This window comes from Paracidovorax konjaci, assembly GCF_900112675.1.
In the GTDB taxonomy this organism is placed as follows: domain Bacteria; phylum Pseudomonadota; class Gammaproteobacteria; order Burkholderiales; family Burkholderiaceae_C; genus Paracidovorax; species Paracidovorax konjaci.
Map to the genome: position 1 here is coordinate 1 of NZ_FOMQ01000017.1, position 15446 is coordinate 15446.

Annotated in this window: 11 protein-coding genes; 1 reads left to right on the forward strand and 10 read right to left on the reverse strand. The window is 70.7% G+C overall.

What is annotated here, in order from left to right; genetic code table 11:
• The coding region (locus tag BM144_RS23330; protein ID WP_217644360.1) for a hypothetical protein at nucleotides 1-186 on the forward strand (186 nt) is incomplete at its 5' end.
• 22 nt (nucleotides 187-208) lie between these two features.
• Here the strand turns inward: BM144_RS23330 and BM144_RS19650 are convergent.
• From BM144_RS19650 to modB, 10 genes are all read right to left on the reverse strand, one after another.
• On the reverse strand, nucleotides 209-733 hold the full coding sequence (locus tag BM144_RS19650; protein ID WP_245783745.1) for a hypothetical protein: 525 nt from the start codon (nucleotides 731-733) through the stop codon (nucleotides 209-211).
• Complete coding sequence (locus BM144_RS19655) at nucleotides 730-2331, reverse strand: TRAP transporter large permease (protein ID WP_092956426.1); 1602 nt, start codon at nucleotides 2329-2331, stop codon at nucleotides 730-732. The genes BM144_RS19650 and BM144_RS19655 overlap by 4 nt, the downstream gene beginning before the upstream one ends.
• A gap of 60 nt (nucleotides 2332-2391) precedes the next feature.
• Nucleotides 2392-2931 carry a TRAP transporter small permease subunit gene (locus tag BM144_RS19660; protein ID WP_092956429.1) on the reverse strand — a complete coding sequence of 180 codons (540 nt, stop codon included), beginning with the start codon at nucleotides 2929-2931 and terminating at the stop codon, nucleotides 2392-2394.
• A 186-nt stretch (nucleotides 2932-3117) separates the two neighbouring features.
• Entirely contained in the window at nucleotides 3118-3885 is a 768-nt protein-coding gene (locus BM144_RS19665) for a mechanosensitive ion channel family protein (RefSeq protein ID WP_092956432.1), read from the reverse strand.
• A gap of 76 nt (nucleotides 3886-3961) precedes the next feature.
• Nucleotides 3962-7414 (reverse strand): maltose alpha-D-glucosyltransferase, encoded by a 3453-nt coding sequence (gene treS / locus BM144_RS19670; RefSeq protein ID WP_092956435.1) that lies wholly within the window; start codon nucleotides 7412-7414, stop codon nucleotides 3962-3964.
• Between the two features lie 15 nt (nucleotides 7415-7429).
• Entirely contained in the window at nucleotides 7430-9637 is a 2208-nt protein-coding gene (locus BM144_RS19675) for a maltotransferase domain-containing protein (RefSeq protein ID WP_175526085.1), read from the reverse strand.
• A complete protein-coding gene (gene glgB, locus BM144_RS19680; RefSeq protein WP_245783749.1) occupies nucleotides 9621-11531 on the reverse strand; it encodes a 1,4-alpha-glucan branching protein GlgB in 1911 nt (636 codons plus the stop codon). The genes BM144_RS19675 and glgB overlap by 17 nt, the downstream gene beginning before the upstream one ends.
• 226 nt (nucleotides 11532-11757) lie before the next feature.
• Entirely contained in the window at nucleotides 11758-13401 is a 1644-nt protein-coding gene (locus BM144_RS19685) for a BCCT family transporter (RefSeq protein ID WP_434802684.1), read from the reverse strand.
• A gap of 244 nt (nucleotides 13402-13645) precedes the next feature.
• Complete coding sequence (modC, locus tag BM144_RS19690) at nucleotides 13646-14770, reverse strand: molybdenum ABC transporter ATP-binding protein (protein WP_245783746.1); 1125 nt, start codon at nucleotides 14768-14770, stop codon at nucleotides 13646-13648.
• A complete protein-coding gene (gene modB / locus BM144_RS19695) occupies nucleotides 14767-15444 on the reverse strand; it encodes a molybdate ABC transporter permease subunit (RefSeq protein ID WP_092956438.1) in 678 nt (225 codons plus the stop codon). Before modB ends, modC begins: the two co-directional genes overlap by 4 nt.
• Between the last annotated feature and the right edge of the window lie 2 nt (nucleotides 15445-15446).

Genomic DNA, 15446 nt, shown 5'->3' on the forward strand with positions numbered 1-15446 from the left:
CCTTTCTTTTGGGTACTTTTCTTTGGCGAAGCAAAGAAAAGTGCCTCGGCCGCCGGGCCGAGACCCGGCCCCGGGAAACAAACAAAAAACAAAACCCCGCCACAGCACAGAGAGCCGCAGAGCCCAAAATCCCATCAATCCACTACAAAAACAATAGCAAACTATCCAATGAATCCGCCGGCATGAGGCGCCAAAGGATCAAAAAGCATCAACGCGGTTCACCCGGGGCAACCCCCGCCCCCTGCCTCACCACACACTCCCCAAACCCCACCAACAACCCCGCATCCGCCGCATGCACCCACGTGATCCCCCCGCCGCGCCGGCGCAGCAGGATCCGCGGCGCGATCACGCCCGAGAGCCACGGCCAGTGCACGATCTTGAAGCTCGCCACGTCCGCCGCCCGCACGCGCTTGTCCCACAGCCAGGTCTGCACCAGCAGCCCGTCGGCCGCGATGAACCGGGTGCGGCTGAACACCATCCACCAGCCCACCCAGGCGATGAGCACGCCGGCGAGGCCGAAGGTGGCGAGGCTGGCGAAGGTCCACTGCGCGCCCTGCAGCGCGGGCAGGGACCAGAGCGCGAACGCCGCCAGGCCGGCGACGATCACCACGGCGAGTGCACGCACCAGGGGCGGGAAGGCGGCGCTTTCGAGCGCGGAGGGCCCGCCGTTGCCGCTCTCGCCGCCCCGGCCGTGGCCATGGCCGCTGTCGCCCGGGGCCGCCGTCATGGTCATTGCGGGGTGCTGGCCGCGCCGTCGGCGGGCGGGGCGGGCTGTGGCTCGGGCATGGGCGTCGCGGCCTCGGGGACCGGCATGGCGGGTTCGGCGCCCGGTGCGGGGTTGCTGCTGCCCTCGGCGGGTTTCTCGCCGGTGCCGAACGGGTCGTCCATGTTGATGCTGGGCTCGGAGGCGGAGGGGTCGGCCGGCATTTCGAGCTGCACCTTGTCCACGTCGACCACCTGCTCCTTGTCCAGGAAGACGGTCACCGTCTGCGGGAAGAAGATCACGATCGCCACCAGGATCAGCTGCATCACCACCCACGGGATCGAGCCCATGTAGATGTCGCTCGATTTGACGGGCCGGTCGATGCGTTTCTCCTTGAAGAGCGTGTCGGAGATGCCGCGCAGGTAGAAGAGCGCGAAGCCGAAGGGCGGGTGCATGAAGCTGGTCTGCATGTTCACGCACAGCAGCACGCCGAACCAGACCAGGTCGATGCCCAGCTTGTGCGCCACGGGGCCCAGCAGCGGCAGGATGATGAAGGCGATCTCGAAGAAGTCGAGGAAGAACGCCAGGAAGAAGATGAAGATGTTCACCACGATCAGGAAGCCGACCTGGCCGCCCGGCAGGTCGGACAGCAGGTGCTCGATCCAGATCGCGCCATCGACGCCCTGGAACACCAGCGAGAACACGCGCGAGCCGATCAGGATGAACACCACCATGGCCGTGAGGCGCATGGTGCCGTCCATGGCCTCCTTGATGAGCGACCAGGTCAGGCGCTTGTGGATGGCCGCCAGGATCAGCGAGCCCACGGCGCCCATGGCGCCGGCTTCGGTGGGCGTGGCGATGGCGTGGTCCATGAAGGGCAGGCCGCCCATGGAGCCCAGCACCGCGAAGATCAGGATGGCCGACGGAATGATGCCGCGCAGGCACTTGCCCCAGAGCGCCCAGCCGTGCAGCGTGCGCGCCGTGCGGGGCAGGCCGGGCACGTATTCGGGGCGGAAGCGCCCGAGCAGGAAGGTGTAGACCGCAAAGATCAGCACCTGCAGGATGGCCGGGCCCCAGGCGCCCTTGTACATGTCGCCCACCGAGCGGCCGAGCTGGTCGGCCATGACGATCAGCACCAGCGAGGGCGGCACGAGTTGCGTGATGGTGCCCGAGGCCGCCAGCACGCCGGTCGAATAGCGCATGTTGTAGCCGTAGCGCATCATCACCGGCAGCGAGATCATGGCCATGGCGATCACCTGGCCGGCCACGGTGCCGGTGATGGCGCCCAGGATGAAGCCCACGATGATGACCGAGTAGCCCAGGCCGCCGCGCACGGGGCCGAAGAGCTGGCCCATGGAGTCGAGCATGTCCTCGGCCAGGCCGCATTTCTCGAGCACCGCGCCCATCAGCGTGAAGAACGGAATGGCCAGCAGCAGGTCGTTGGAGAGGATGCCGAACATGTTGATCGGCAGGTTGGCCATGAAGTTGGCCGGGAACCAGCCCATCTCGATGGCGAAGAAGCCGCAGAACAGGCCCAGGGCCGAGAGCGAGAACGCGACCGGAAAGCCGATCAGCATGATCACGATCAGCCCCGCGAACATGATCGGGGCGAAGTTTTCCATGTGCATGGGGGGTGTCTTCCTGGAGAAGTCGGGGTGGCGGGCGGCGGGCTCGGGCGCTGCGCGCCCTTATTGCACCGGCTTCTCGTAATGGGGGCTGGTCTTGACGTGCCCCGTGAGGTAGGCCACGCGCTTGATGATCTCCGCCACGCCCTGCAGGAAGACCGCGCCGAAGCCCACGGGCAGCAGCAGCGCCGCGGGCCAGCGGATCAGGCCGCCGATGTTGCCCGACATCTCCTTGGTCACGAACATGTTCCAGAAGAAGGGCCAGGTGAGCCAGGTGAGCAGGCCCATCACGGGCAGCAGGAAGAAGATGAGGCCGAACAGGTCCACGAAGACCGGGCCGCGGCCGCGCAGCTTGCCGTAGATGATGTCCACGCGCACGTGCTCGTTGAGCTTGAGCACCAGCGGGGCGCCCAGCATCACGGTGGTGCCGAAGAGATACCACTGGATCTCGAGCCACGCGTTGGAGCTGAGGTCCAGGCCGTAGCGCGTGAGCGCGTTGCCTGCGGAAATCAATGCGGCGGCCAGTACGGCCCAGGCCGCGACCTTGCTGAGCTTGGTGGAAATCCAGTCCATGCCGCTGGCCAGTTGGAGAAGTCCTGTCACGCTTGCTGTCTCCTGTCGTTCGTGGGGAGCGCGCGGCAGAAAACCATGGCGCCGCGTCCGCCCGGGATTAAAGCGGATCGTACGGCGCCTGGGCTGAGAAAAGGCTGACGCACGGGGGTGGGGTTTTCCCGTGCGCAGGGGCGGCGGCAGGGCATGGGGGCCGCCGGCCCCTGCGGAGATTCCGCCCTACGGCAGGGGATGGCGCGGCGGCGGGCGGTGGCCGGCGGCCGGCGGCGTGTGCGCCCCCGGGGTGTGGGCGGGCGGAATGTGCGGTGGCGGCGTGGCGGGGCGCTTGCGCGGCCACCATTCCTCAATGCACTCGGCCGCCCGGTCGCGCCCGCCCAGGCCGAAGGCCAGGGCCAGCGCGAACACGATGCCGCCCAGCACGATCAGGAAGCTCTGGCGCACGATGTCGCCGCCGATGCGCAGCTGGTCGAGCGCGATCAGCACGGAGAACAGCACGATGGCGTACTGCGCCGCCTTGCCCAGCAGCACCGTGTCGGCCATGCCGGCGCGCCGGCAGTAGGCCGACACCATGTCGCCCACGAAGCGCGCGAAATACGTGCCCAGCGCCAGGATCAGCAGCGCGATGAACAGGTTGGGGATGAACCAGAGCACGCGGCTCAGCAGCGCGGTCACGTAGGACAGGCCCAGCCCGTTGAAGGCGATCAGCAGCGCGGCCAGCAGCACCAGCCCATAGGCCAGCAGGCCGAAGAGGGCCGTGGTGTCGCCGCGCGCGCCGGCCTGGCGCAGGAAGCCGTCCAGGCCCGCGCGCTCGGTCAGCACCTGGAAGTTGATGGCGCGCAGGCCGCGCGTGACGGCGAAGCGCGCCGCCTTGGCGACCAGCCAGCCGCCTGCGATGACGAGCAGGGCGACCAGGATGCGCGGCAGGTACGCGCCGAGCTGGAACAGCATGGCGCGCGCCGGCTCCAGGTGGATGGCTAAGTTGTCCATGGGGTGAAACCTCCTCGTGTGGGGTGGGGCCCGCGGGCGGGCAGCGGGTGCAGGGCGGCCGGGGGCCGGGGCGCCGTCACGGCGCCTCCGGGGGCGTGGCGGTGCCCGCGGGCGGATGGGCCGGGATCGCCGGGGTGGGCGTGGGCGCGGCCGCCGCGCCGATCAGCGCGAGGATGCCCTGCAGGGGCACCTGGGCCCAGTCCACGCGGTTGCCCAGTTCGTAGCGCAGTTCGTAGAGCGCCTTCTCCAGCTCGAAGAGCGCGACGAGTTGCAGGTCCGGGCGGGTGGTGCCCGCGGCGGCGTAGGCGCCCAGGAAGGCATCGCGGCACTGGTGCTCCCAGTCGCGGGCGGCCTCGTCCAGGCGCAGCATTTCCTCGGTGGACTGCGTCATGTGCTTGAGGGCGGCCCAGCGCGCGTAGTTGAACGAGCGCAGCATGCCGGCCACGTCGCGCAGTGGCGAACTCTTGGCGCGGCGCTGCTCGAAGCTGCGGCCGGGTTCGCCCTCGAAGTCGATGATGACGAAGTCGTTGCCGGTCACCAGCACCTGGCCCAGGTGGTAGTCGCCGTGGTAGCGGATCTTGTGCCCCGTGGGGGTGCCGGCGCCGCTGGCGGCCAGCCGCTCGAGGATGGCGCCGCGCCGCGCGAGCACGGCCTGCGCGTCGGTCTGGGCGGCCGGGGGCAGATCGTGCAGGCGCCGCTCCAGCAGGGCCATGGTGTCCTCGGCCTCGGCGCGGGCCCGCTCGTGGAAGGCCGAGACGTCGGCGGCGGTGACGGGCTCGGGGTCGAACGCCGGGTCGCCCGTGCGCAGCGAGAGCGCCTGGTGCAGCTCCGCTGTGCGCTGGCCCAGCGTGGCCGCCAGCGCGAGGAAGCCGCCGTGCGCGTCGGGCTGGGGCACGCCCTGCGCCATGCGCGCGTCTTCCAGGAAGCGTTCCAGGTAGCCCAGCGTGTAGTCCCAGCCGTCGCCCTGGTTGGAGACGTAGGCCTGCACCAGCGCGAGCGTCATGGTGGCGCCATCGGGGCCGGTGTATTCCACCGCGCCGCCCACCGGCACGCAGTGCGGGAAGCGCGCCACCTCCGTGAGGAAGCGGCCCACCTCCAGCTCGGGGTTCACGCCTTCGCGCAGCCGCCGGTAGCCCTTGAGGAAGAGCGCCTCGCCCAGGGCGACCACGGTGTTGCTGCTCTGCGCGCCGGGGCGCGCCACGGGCAGGCCGTCCAGCTCGGGCACCATCGCATCGAAGGCCGTGGTGCGCCGGAAGCGCACCATGCCGCCGCGCGCCGTGGCCAGCTCGGTGCCGGCCGCCATGGCGCGCACCACGGCGCGGCAGAACGATTCGTCGTGGAAGGCATCGCCCATCACGCCCACCTGCGCCTGCTGCCGCACGCGCGCCACGCCCGCGGGGGAGATGCGGCGCATGCGTTCCTCGCTGCCTTCTTCCCAGGCGAGGGCCAGCGGCACGAAATACGGTGCGGCCGGCGCGCCGCCGGCTTCCACGCCCAGCAGCGGCAGCATCCACTCGCAATCGCCGCCGAAGGTCCACACGGTGTGGTCGAGGATGCGCGCGCCGTCGATGGCCGTGCCCTTGCCCGCGTACCAGCGCTGCAGTTCGATGAAGCGCGGCAGCGTGTCGGATTCGAGCTGCGCGCGCATGCGCTCGGCCATGCCGATGCGCCAGGGCATGACCTGCTCGCGGAAGAAGCTCGTCCAGCCGTCGAACAGCACCAGCACGGGCCGCTCCTGCAGGTCGAGCCCCTCCTGGTGCCAGGACGGCACGGGCGCCTCGTTGGAGAGGCGGAACCAGTAGAAGCCGAAGGAGTGCAGCGTGAGCAGGTAGGGCAGGTCGCCGATGGGCGGGAAGGTGACGCGCCCGAGCATCTCGATGGGCGTGCGGCCGCGGTAGGCCGAGAGGTCCAGCTCCACCGGCTGGGCCGCGCGCGAGAGGTTGAACACCGTCAGGATCACGTCGTCCTCGTGCTCGCTCACATAGGCCAGGATCTTGCGGTTGCCGGGCTTGAGGAAGGTGCGGCGCCCGCGGCCGAAGGCGCGGCTGGTCTTGCGCACGGCCAGCATGCGGCGCGTCCAGTGCAGCAGGGAGCTTTGGTCGCCGGACTGGGCCTCGACGTTCAGCGCCTCGTAGCCGTACACCGCGTCCATGATGGGCTGCAGGTAGAGCCGCTGCGGGTCCGCGCGCGAGAAGCCGGCGTTGCGGTCGGGGCTCCACTGCATGGGCGTGCGCACGCCGTTGCGGTCGCCCACGAACACGTTGTCGCCCATGCCGATCTCGTCGCCGTAGTAGATGATGGGCGAGCCCGGCATCGAGAGCAGCATGCCGTTCATGAGCTTGACGCGGTCCACGTCGTTTTCCATGAGCGGCGACAGCCGCCGGCGGATGCCCAGGTTGATGCGCGCGCGCATGTCGGCCGCGTACATGCTGTACATGTAGTCGCGCTCGCGGCTGGTCACCATCTCCAGCGTCAGCTCGTCGTGGTTGCGCAGGAAGATCGCCCACTGGCAGCCGTCGGGGATGTCGGGCGTCTGCTGCAGGATCTCGACGATGGGGTGGCGGTCTTCCTGGGCGATGGCCATGTACATGCGCGGCATCAGCGGGAAGTGGTAGGCCATGTGGCACTCGTCGCCGTCGCCGAAGTATTCGCGCACGTCTTCCGGCCACATGTTGGCCTCGGCCAGCAGGAAGCGGTTCTTGTATTCGGCGTCGATGGCCGCGCGCAGCCGCTTGATGACGGCGTGCGTTTCGGGCAGGTTCTCGGTGCTGGTGCCGTCGCGCTCGATCAGGTAGGGGATGGCGTCGAGCCGGAAGCCGTCCACGCCCATGTCGAGCCAGAAGCGCATGGTCTTGAGCACGGTCTCCATCACCAGCGGGTTGTCGAAGTTCAGGTCCGGCTGGTGGCTGAAGAAGCGGTGCCAGTAGTAGGCCTTCGCGATCGGGTCCCAGGCCCAGTTGGAGGTCTCGGTGTCCGTGAAGATGATGCGCGTGCCCTGGTAGATCTGGTCGGTGTCGCTCCAGACGTAGAAGTCGCGCTCGGGCGAGCCCGGCGGCGCGCGCCGCGCGCGCTGGAACCACGGGTGTTCGGACGACGTGTGGTTGATGACCAGCTCGGTGATCACGCGCAGGCCGCGCTCGTGCGCGGCGTCCAGCATCTCCTTGAAGTCCGCGAGGGTGCCGTACTGCGGGTGCACGTTCTCGTAGTCGGAGATGTCGTAGCCGTCGTCGCGCAGCGGCGAGGGGTAGAACGGCATCAGCCAGATCGTGTTGACGCCCAGGTCCTTCACGTAGTCGAGCTTGGCCGTCACGCCCTTGAAGTCGCCGTAACCGTCATTGTTGCTGTCGAAGAACGCCTTCACGTTCAACTGGTAGATGACCGCGTCGCGGTACCACTGCGGATCGCCCTGCGTGTCGATCTCCGGCGTCTCGGGCATCACGGCCGGGCCGGGCTCGGGCAGGGCGGGGTCATGCGCCTGCGCCAGGGCGGGCGCGGCGGGCGTGGTCTGGTGGAGCAGGGGGGCGTTCATGGAGGGATTCTTCGCTCACTGGAAGGGATCGGTGTCGCCGGCACCCGCGATGCGGCGCCGCACGGCGAAGATGTGCGCGGGCGCGCGGTACGGGTCGAGCAGGATGTAGTGGTGCTCGCCCTGCCAGACGAAGCGCTGCTGGCTCAGCAGGTCGTGCATCAGCCAGTCGGCGGCGGGCGGATCGCCGGCCGCGATGGCGATGTCGGCCGGCGTGAGGCGCATCCAGCCCGACTGCGCGTGGTGCGGGTCGAGGTTCACCACCGTCACCACCACGTCGCGCCCATCGGGCGAGCGCTTGAGGTAGGCCAGCAGCATGTCGTTGTCCACCGGCAGGAAACGCAGGCTGTGGTCGGCCTGCAGGGCCGGGTTCTCGCGGCGGATGCGGTTCACGCGGGTGATGAGCGGGCGCAGGTGGCCGGGGCGGTCCAGGTCCCAGTGGCGCAGCTGGTACTTCTCGGAGTCGCGGTATTCCTCGCTGCCGGGCTCGCGCGGCACGTGCTCCAGCAGCTCGTAGGCCGGGCCGTAGACGCCGTAGTTGGCCGAGAGCGTGGCCGCCAGCACGAAGCGCAGCGCGAACATCGCGGGCTGGCCGCTCTGCAGCTGCTCGTGCAGGATGTCCGGCGTGTTGGGCCAGGCGTTGGGGCGGAAGTAATCGCGGCCCGGCGCGGTGTTCAGCTCGGTGAAGTAGTCGGCCAGTTCCTGCTTGCTGTTGCGCCAGGTGAAGTAGGTGTAGGACTGCGTGAAGCCGCGCTTGGCCAGGCCGTGCATCACCTTGGGCCGCGTGAAGGCCTCGGCCAGGAAGACCGTGTCGGGGTATTCGCGCTGGATGTCCGCGATCACCCATTCCCAGAAGCCGAAGGCCTTGGTGTGCGGGTTGTCCACGCGGAAGATGCGCACGCCCTCGCCGATCCAGTGCGCGAACACGCTGCGCAGTTCCTGCCACAGGGCCTGCCAGTCCTCGCATTCGAAGTGGAAGGGGTAGATGTCCTGGTACTTCTTGGGCGGGTTCTCGGCGTACTGCACGGTGCCGTCGGGCCGCCAGCGGAACCAGTCGGGGTGCTCGCGCACGTAGGGGTGGTCGGGCGCGCACTGGAAGGCGATGTCCAGCGCGATCTCGATGCCGTGCTCGCGCGCGCGGGCCACCAGGTGGCGGAAGTCCTCGGCCGTGCCCAGCTCGGGCAGGATCGACTTGTGCCCGCCCTCGTCGGCGCCGATCGCCCAGGGGCTGCCCACGTCGCCGGGCTCGGGCGTGAGCGTGTTGTTGCGGCCCTTGCGCTGCACGCGGCCGATCGGGTGGATCGGCGGGAAGTACAGCACGTCGAAACCCATCTCCGCGATGGCCGGCAGGCGCGATTCCACGTCGCGCAGGGTGCCGTGCATGCCGGCCACCGGGGCCGTGGAGCGCGGGAACAGTTCGTACCAGGTGCTATAGCGCGCGCGCTCGCGGTCCGCGCGCAGCGGCAGCGCGGCGGCGTAGCGCGCCTCCAGGGTGCGGTCGGGGTGCCGGCGCATCGCCTCGGCCGCGGCCTCCTGCAGCGCCAGCGCCTTGAGCGCTTGCGCGTTGTCCTGGCCCAGCGCCTCGCGCTCGAGCGTGTCGGCCCATCCCTCCAGCAGGCGCGCATCGGCGGGCGCGGAGCGGGCGGCGGCGCGCATGGCGGCGGCCCGTGCCTCGGCCGCGCCCACGCGGGCTGCCACGCGGATGTCGGCCGCGTCCACGCGGCGCTCCATGTCGCGGCGCCACGACTCGAAGCCGTCCACCCAGGCCACCACGGTGTAGCGGTAGAGGCCCGGCTCGGGCGGCGTGAACTCGGCCCACCATTCGTCGTTCGGCTCGGGGTGCATGGGCACCTCGGCGGGCGCGGTGCCGCCAGCGGGGGCGGCCCCATCGCCATCGTCGCGCCACCACTGCAGCATCGCGCGCGGCACGTCGTGCCCATCGGTGAAGCAGTGCGCGGTGACGCGCACGGGCTCGCCCGCGACGCGCTTGACCGCGAAGCGGCCGCCGTCCACGGCGGGCAGCACGGCATCGATCACCGCGCGCGCGCGGCCCGCGTCGCCGGGCGGCAGCGTGGAAGCCGGTACGGCCCCCGCGGCGCGCGGCGCGGTGGCCACGGGGAACTGCCGGCCGCTGCCAGCGGCCTGCGGGGCTGTGGAGGAAGGGGCGGTGGCCGGCGCGGGCTGCGCGGCGCGGGACGAGGGCGCGGAGTCAGGCGGTGAGGGCATGGCGTGCAGGCTCCTGTCGAAGGATGAGGGTGGAGAGCGGCGGCAGCGTGAGGCAGATCGACTGCGCCCAGTGGTGCGAGCGCACGGGAGCGGCCTCTACGCCGCCCAGGTTCCCCCAGCCGGCACCGCCGAATTCGCGCGCATCGGTGTTGACCACCTCGCGCCAGTAGCCGTCGCCGGGTACGCCGACGAGGTAGTTCTCGCGCGGCACCGGCGTCATGTTGCAGACCACCAGCACGGGGCCGGCGCCCTGCTGGCGGGAGCGCTCGCCGGGCTTGCGCAGGAAGGCGATCACGCTCTGGTTGGCATCGTCGGCCTGCACCCACTGGAAGCCGTCGCCCGAGAAATCGACGTCGTGCAGCGCGGGCTCGCTGCGCAGCACGCGGTTCAATTCGCGCACCAGGCGCTGCACGCCGCCGTGCAGCGGGCCGTCGCAGACCCACCATTCGAGTTCGCCCTCGTGCGTCCATTCGCGGCGCTGGCCGAATTCGCCGCCCATGAAGAGCAGCTTCTTGCCCGGGTGGGCCCACATGAGGCCGAACAGCGCGCGCAGGTTGGCGAACTGCTGCCACTCGTCGCCCGGCATCTTGTTGACGAGCGATCCCTTGCCGTACACCACCTCGTCGTGCGAGAGCGGCAGCACGAAGTTCTCGTTGAACGCGTACACCAGCGAGAACGTCAGCTTGTGGTGGTGGTGGCGGCGGTTGATGGGGTCTTCCTTCAGGTACGACAGCGTGTCGTTCATCCAGCCCATGTTCCATTTCATGCCGAAGCCCAGGCCGTTCATCTCCACGGGCCGCGAGACCATCGGCCAGGCCGTGGATTCCTCCGCGATGCTCACCGTGTCCGGGTGGTCGCGGTACACGGCGCGGTTCAGCAACTGCAGGAACTCGATCGCCTCCAGGTTCTCCCGCCCGCCGTGGCGGTTGGGGATCCATTCGCCGTGCTTGCGCGCGTAGTCGAGGTAGAGCATCGAGGCCACCGCGTCCACGCGCAGGCCGTCCAGGTGGTACTTGTCCAGCCAGAAGAGCCCCGACGAGATCAGGAAGCTGCGCACCTCGTGCCGGCCGTAGTTGAAGATGGCCGAACTCCATTCGGGGTGGAACCCCTGGCGCGGGTCGGAATGCTCGAAGAGGTGCGTGCCGTCGAATTCGGCCAGCCCGTGGCCGTCCACCGGAAAGTGCGAGGGCACCCAGTCCAGCAGCACCCCGATGCCGCGCTGGTGCAGGTGGTCCACGAAGTACATGAAATCCTGCGGCGTGCCGTAGCGCGACGTGGGCGCGAAGTAGCCCGTGGTCTGGTAGCCCCAGGAGCCGTAGAACGGGTGCTCGGTGATGGGCATCAGCTCCACGTGCGTGAAGCCCATGGAGTGCACGTAGTCGGCGAGCGCGTGGGCCAGCTCGCGGTAGTTCATGAATTGGCCGTCCTTGCGGCGCCAGGAGCCGGCATGCACCTCGTAGATGGACATGGGCGCGTCCAGCGCGTTGCGCGGCCCGCGCGTGGCCATCCACTCGGCGTCCTGCCATGCGTAGCCCTCCAGCGCCCACACGCGGGACGCCGTGGCCGGTGGCAGCTCCGCGCAGGTGGCGAAGGGGTCGGCCTTCTCCAGCACGCGGCCGCCGTGGTTCGAGACGATGCGGTACTTGTACGCCTGCCCGTGCGCGGCGTGGGGTACGTAGCCTTCCCACACGCCGCTGTCGTCGGTGCGGCGGGCGAGGTGGTCGGCGTCGGGGTTCCAGCCGTTCCAGTCGCCGATCACGGAGACCGAGGCCGCGTTCGGCGCCCATACGGCGAAGTCCGCGCCGCGCGCGTCCTGCGCCCCGGCGCCGCCGCCGGAGCCCCGCAAGTGGCAGCCCAGGGACTGGTAGAGGCGCGCATGCGTGCCTTCGCGCATCAGGTAGGCGTCGTGGGCGGTCAGCAGGGGGGAAGCGTTGGACGGCACGGTGGAGATCCTGAAAATGGTCGTGGAAAAACGAAAGCAAGGCGGAGGAGGAACAACGGCTGCCTGCACGACCCCGTCGGCAAGGGACCATTGGCGCACGCATGCCGCGGTCGAGCTCGCGCGGCAGTGGCGACTGGGTCTGTAGGACGGCGCCGCTTGGGCGCCGGCCCGGAGCGGGTCACTCGCGCATCACCATCTCCCGCATGCGGCGGCGCAGCGCGCGTTCGCGCAGGCGCTCGGCCTCGTGGTCCTCGCGCACGGCGCGCAGCAGCGCCACGGCCATCAGCACGAGCACCAGCGCGAAGGGCAGGGCGAACACGATGGTGGCCGTCTGCACGGCCTGCAGCCCGCCCGCGAACAGCAGCGACAGCGCGATGCCGGCCACCAGCAGGCCCCAGGCGATCTTCACGCGGGCGGAAGGATCCGGGTCGCCGCGCGTGCTCATGGTGCCCAGCACCAGCGTGGCCGAATCGCCCGAGGTGACGAAGAACACCACCACCAGCACCGTCGCCACGATGGACATCGCCATCCCGAGCGGCATGGCCGAGAACATCGCGAACATCGCCGTGGCCGGATCGGCCTGCGCCGCGGCCGAGAGCGGCACCTGCTGGAAGATCTCCAGGTGCAGCGCGGTGCCGCCGAAGATCGAGAACCACATGAAGCCCACGAGGCTGGGCGCGATCACCGTGCCCAGCACGAACTCGCGGATCGTGCGCCCGCGCGAGACGCGCGCGATGAACAGGCCCACGAACGGCGACCACGCGATCCACCACGACCAGTAGAAGATCGTCCAGTCGCCCACCCAGGAGCTGTCCCGGAACGGCGACATGCGCAGGCTGGTGCGTACGAACTCGCTCAGGTAGGCCCCCAGCGTGTTGGTGAAGGTGTTCACCAGCGACACCGTGGGGCCGATCAGGAACACCGCCAGCGCCAGCAGCGCCGCCAGCAGCAGGTTGGCGCTGGAGAGCCACTTGATGCCCCGGTCCACCCCGCTCACGGCCGAGGTGATGAACATCGCCGTGGTGACGACGATGATCGCGGCCTGCGGCCAGGGCCCCACCGGGATGCCGAAGACGGCCTGCAGCCCGCCGTTGATCTGCGCGGCGCCCATGCCCAGCGAGGCCGCCACGCCGAAGGCCGTGGCCACCACCGCCAGCACGTTCACGAGCGGCGACAGATGGCGCATGCCGCGCCAGGGCAGCGATTCGGTGGCCGAGCTGACCAGCGCCGGGGCCTGCCGGCGGAACTGGAAGAACGCGATCGCCAGCCCCACCACCCCGTAGATCGCCCAGGGGTGCAGCCCCCAGTGGAAGAAGGCATAGCGCATCGCCGCGCCCGCGGCCTCCGGCGTCTGCGCGGCCACGCCCGGCGGCGGCAGGCCGTAATGCGACACCGGCTCCGCCACGCCCCAGAACACCAGCCCGATGCCCATGCCCGCAGCGAACAGCATCGCGAACCAGGTGGCGGTGGAGAACTCGGGCTCCTCGTCCTCGTCGCCCAGTTTCAGGTCGCCGTAGCGGCTGAGCGCCAGGAAGAGCGCCAGCCCCACCAGCCCCAGCACCACCCACAGGTACAGCCACCCGAAATTGCGCGTGATGCTGGCCAGCAGCGTGCCGAAGAAGGTGCCCAGCGTGGCCGGCGAGGCCAGCCCCCAGAGCACGATGAGCGCGATCACCCCGGCCGAGACGGTGAGCTGCAGGTTGCTGCGCGCCGCGTGCCAGGCGCGGGTGAACGGCGAGCCCGCCGCGGGGGTGGGAGAGGGGGCGGACGGCGGAGGGGACGGCGGCGGGGAGGAAGGCGGGGACGGCGGAGAAATCGGCATCCGGGCAGTGTGGTGACGGACGCGGCCCGGGTCTGTCAGCCGATGCCGGCAACGGTCGAGCCGTGCCGGTGCGCATTGCATGGGTCATTTCGGCTCCATGCCGCCGATTCCATTCGATAGTTTGCTATCAAATAAATAGCATGTCGGGTGCGCCTGCGCGGCGCGGCGTCCCCGGCCCGCGCAGGCCGTCGTACGGGGCGGGGCGGCCCTGCGGACCGCCCGGCCGTGCGGGCCGCGCACCGGCTCAGCCCAGCAGCGCCACGCCCTTCACCTGGGCATGCACCGCCAGCCCCGGCGCCAGCGCCAGCAGGCGGGCCGAACGGCGCGTGATGCGCGCCAGCAGCGGGGTGCCGCCGGCATCCAGCACCACCAGCACCTGGCCGGCGCGGTCCTCGCGCAGCTCCACGATGCGCGCCGGCAGCACGTTGAGCACGCTGCTGTCGGCCGGCGGCGCCAGCGCGATGCTGACGTCGCGCGCCTGCACGCGCAGCCGCACCGGGGTGCCGGGCGGCAGTGCGCGCTCCGCCGCCAGGTAGAGCGCCTGTCCGCCCGGCAGCCGCACCGTGGCGATCTGGTCGGCTGCATCGTGGTGCTCGGCCACGCCCTCGGCCAGCGTGGCCGCCAGTTCGCCGTGGGCGAGCGGCAGGTCGGGCCGCGCCATCAGTTGCGCGATGGGGCCGCTGGCCAGCACGCGGCCTTCGCGCAGCAGCACGAGGTGCGATGCCAGGCGCGCGACCTCGTCGTGCGCGTGGCTCACGTAGAGCACGGGAATGTCGAGGCCGCGCTGCAGCCGCTCCAGGTAGGGCATGACCTCGGCCTTGCGCTCGGCGTCCAGCGCCGCGAGCGGCTCGTCCATGAACAGCACGCGCGGGCTGGCCGCCAGCGCCCGTGCGATCGCCACGCGCTGGCGCTCGCCGCCGGAGAGGGCTTCGGTGCGCCGCGCCAGCAGCGGGCCGATGCCCAGCAGCTCCACCGCCTGCTCCAGGGACACGCGGCGCCGCGCGGCCGGCGTGCGCCGCAGGCCGTAGGCGAGGTTGCCGCGCACGTCCAGGTGCGTGAACAGGCCGGGCTCCTGGAACACGTAGCCCAGCGCGCGTTCGTGCGGCGGGCGCCACACGCCCCGGGCGTCGTCCTGCCACACATCGCCCGGCACGGCGACGCGGCCCGCGCCGCGCTCCAGCCCGGCCATGGCGCGCAGCAGGCTGGTCTTGCCGCAGCCGGACGGCCCGAACACCGCCGTGATGCCCTGGCCCGGCAGGCACAGGTCCACGTCGAGCGTGAACCGCCCGGGGCGCGGCAACTGCAGCCGCACGCCGATGGCCGGCGCCGCGGCGTCCGCGCGCGTGTCGGCCGTCATGTGCGCCGTCATGCGCGCCCCCTCGCCGGCTGCAGCCAGTGCAGCGCCAGCAGCACCGCGAACGAAAACACCACCATCGTGCCCGCGAGCCAGTGCGCCTGCACGTATTCGAGCGCCTCGACATGGTCGTAGATCTGCACCGACACCACGCGCGTCACGCCCGGGATGTTGCCGCCCAGCATGAGCACCACGCCGAACTCGCCCACGGTGTGCGCGAAGCTCAGCACCCCGGCGGTGAGAAAGCCCGGCCGCGCCATCGGCAGCGCCACGGTGAAGAACCGGTCCAGCGGCCCCGCGCCCAGCAGCGCGGCCACCTCCAGCGGCCGCTCGCCCACCGACTCGAAGGCGCGCTGCAGCGGCTGCACCGCGAACGGCAGCGAATACACCAGCGACCCCACCAGCAGCCCGCCGAACGTGAACGGCAGCGTGGCGAGGCCCAGCGACTGCATGAAGCGCCCCACTGCGCCGTGCGGGCCCATCAGCAGCAGCAGGTAGAAGCCGATCACCGTCGGCGGCAGCACCAGCGGCAGCGCCACCACGGCCGACACCGGCCCGCGCCAGCGCGAGGGCGTGCGCGCCAGCCACCAGGCCAGCGGCGTGCACAGCACCAGCAACAGCAGCGTGGTCAGCCCCGCGAGCCGCAGCGTGAGGCCGATGGCCGCGAGGTCGTCCGCCGAGAAAGGCATGC

Bases quoted from the DNA above. Each gene is read 5' to 3' on its own strand.
- glgB (WP_245783749.1), bottom strand. From the start codon at position 11,531: ATGCGCGAAGGCACGCATGCGCGCCTCTACCAGTCCCTGGGCTGCCAC.
- treS (WP_092956435.1), bottom strand. From the start codon at position 7,414: ATGAACGCCCCCCTGCTCCACCAGACCACGCCCGCCGCGCCCGCCCTG.
- modC (WP_245783746.1), bottom strand. From the start codon at position 14,770: ATGACGGCGCACATGACGGCCGACACGCGCGCGGACGCCGCGGCGCCG.
- BM144_RS19650 (WP_245783745.1), bottom strand. From the start codon at position 733: ATGACCATGACGGCGGCCCCGGGCGACAGCGGCCATGGCCACGGCCGG.
- BM144_RS19655 (WP_092956426.1), bottom strand. From the start codon at position 2,331: ATGCACATGGAAAACTTCGCCCCGATCATGTTCGCGGGGCTGATCGTG.
- BM144_RS19685 (WP_434802684.1), bottom strand. From the start codon at position 13,401: ATGCCGATTTCTCCGCCGTCCCCGCCTTCCTCCCCGCCGCCGTCCCCT.
- BM144_RS19665 (WP_092956432.1), bottom strand. From the start codon at position 3,885: ATGGACAACTTAGCCATCCACCTGGAGCCGGCGCGCGCCATGCTGTTC.
- modB (WP_092956438.1), bottom strand. From the start codon at position 15,444: ATGCCTTTCTCGGCGGACGACCTCGCGGCCATCGGCCTCACGCTGCGG.
- BM144_RS19675 (WP_175526085.1), bottom strand. From the start codon at position 9,637: ATGCCCTCACCGCCTGACTCCGCGCCCTCGTCCCGCGCCGCGCAGCCC.